The following is a 1,298-nucleotide window of genomic DNA, read 5'->3' as shown; positions in this document are numbered from 1 at the left end:
GCCCTCCCGTCCCATGGGCCCCGGTGGTCCGGCCGGCCCGTCGGGGCCGGGCGGTCCGGGTGTCCCGGCGGCACCGGGACAGGGTTTCCCGCCGGCGCCGGCGCCGGCTCCCGGCGGCCCCGGTGCCGGTGAGCGTCGGCCGAGTTGGGCCTCCGCGGGCAACGACCGAATACCGGCCGACGCCCGGGCCGAGGCCCCCCGCGGGCACGAGGCCCCGAACGTCGGGGACACCCGGGAATTCCCGACCGTGGCACCGGCCGGTGCTCCCGCGGGTCAGGCGTTCCCCCGGCACCCGCAGGAGACGCGGCCCCGTCCGGATGAGGCGCCGTCCCACCGGGACGCGTTCGCCCGCGGCCCGCGGACCCCCGCGGACGGTTACGCCGGTGACGGGCAGGCCCGGGGCGAGTGGGCCGGGGGATACCCGGACCGCCCGGAGGTCCCGCCGACGCGGGACCACCACCCCGGGGGATCCGCCGGTCCCGGCCGGGAATGGGCGCCCGCGCCCGCCGGACACCCCGGTGCCCCGGGCAATCCCGCCGAGGCCGAGCGCTTCCCGGTACCACGCGATCGCCGGCCCGAGGCGCTGCCCCCGGCCCCGAGCACCCCGGGGCGTGCCCCGGAGCGCACGCCGATCTTCGAGGAGATGGAGTCCACCTGGTTCGGTTCGCGCCGGCGGCCCGGGCCCGCTCCCGCTCCCGACACGGGCGGCTCCACCGGTTCGGAAGGAGCGGAGGGCGCCTCGGGGGGGCAGCGTCCCGCCGCCCCGCCGGCCGAGGGTTCCACCACGCCCGCGCCCTCCGCGGCCCCGTCCGAGGGGAACGGCTCCCCGGAGCCGGTCCCCGCGGGTGCGAGCCGGTCGGGCTGGGCCTCCTCGCCCAACGACGAGCGCTGGCGCCGCGCGGAGCAGCTGCGCCAGCCCGCCGCGGGCGGGATCACCACCTCGGGTCTGCCGCGGCGCGTGCCGCGCGCGAATCTGATGGCGGGTACCGCGCAACAGCGCGAGACCACGACCACCGGACCGCAGGTTTCCCGGGCCCCGGCAGACGTCCGGGGCCGGTTGACCAACCTCCGCCGCGGCATCCAACAGGGCCGTCAGGCGGGTACGGGGGCCACGAACACCGATCGGGGCTTCGGTTCGAACTATGGGCAGGAGCGTTGAGGTGAGCGGGATGATGAGCCAGGCGGCGCAGAACCTGAACTGGTTGATCACCAGCTTTGTGGACAACACCCCCGGGGTGTCGCACACGGTGGTGGTCTCCGCTGATGGTCTTCTTCTGGCGTTGTCAGAGGGTTTCCCG

2 protein-coding genes are annotated in these 1,298 nt (G+C 77.3%); both read left to right on the top strand.

What is annotated here, in order from left to right:
- Window positions 1-247: 247 nt before the first annotated feature.
- Entirely contained in the window at window positions 248-1,159 is a 912-nt protein-coding gene (locus FNQ90_RS23585) for a hypothetical protein (protein WP_182608198.1), read from the top strand.
- A 13-nt stretch (window positions 1,160-1,172) separates the two neighbouring features.
- The coding region (locus tag FNQ90_RS23580; RefSeq protein ID WP_182608199.1) for a roadblock/LC7 domain-containing protein at window positions 1,173-1,298 on the top strand (126 nt) is incomplete at its 3' end.

The organism is Streptomyces alkaliphilus (genome assembly GCF_014141535.1).
Taxonomy (GTDB): domain Bacteria; phylum Actinomycetota; class Actinomycetes; order Streptomycetales; family Streptomycetaceae; genus Streptomyces; species Streptomyces alkaliphilus.
This window is presented reverse-complemented; position numbering and strand designations above follow the sequence as displayed.